1 pseudogene is annotated in these 238 nt (G+C 39.9%); it reads right to left on the minus strand.

Going from position 1 to position 238, the window contains the following annotated elements:
* Positions 1–55 precede the first annotated feature (55 nt).
* Positions 56–238: pseudogene (locus tag V7659_RS11235) on the minus strand (ABC transporter permease); the annotation flags it as partial.

Here is a 238-nt window from a genome sequence, read left to right on the forward strand (position 1 = left end):
AATTTTAAGAGACTTTTTCAGTGCCTCCTTTTGAGCGGTCACATTTTTAAAATGACTAGACAAAATTCTGTGTCGTATGATTTCGGCTGAATCGATAAATGGCAATCAAGAAAAATGCGGCAGCAAAGGCAAATAGGATGATGAAATTCATATACAAGCCGCTCATCGCATTTCCTTCCTGCAGCTTTGTTAATGTATCCAAAGTCCAGCGCTGCGGCAGGAAATCGGCAATTTTTTG

Origin of the sequence: Neobacillus drentensis (assembly GCF_036966985.1) — a bacterium.
GTDB classification, from domain to species: Bacteria; Bacillota; Bacilli; order Bacillales; family Cytobacillaceae; genus Neobacillus; species Neobacillus drentensis_E.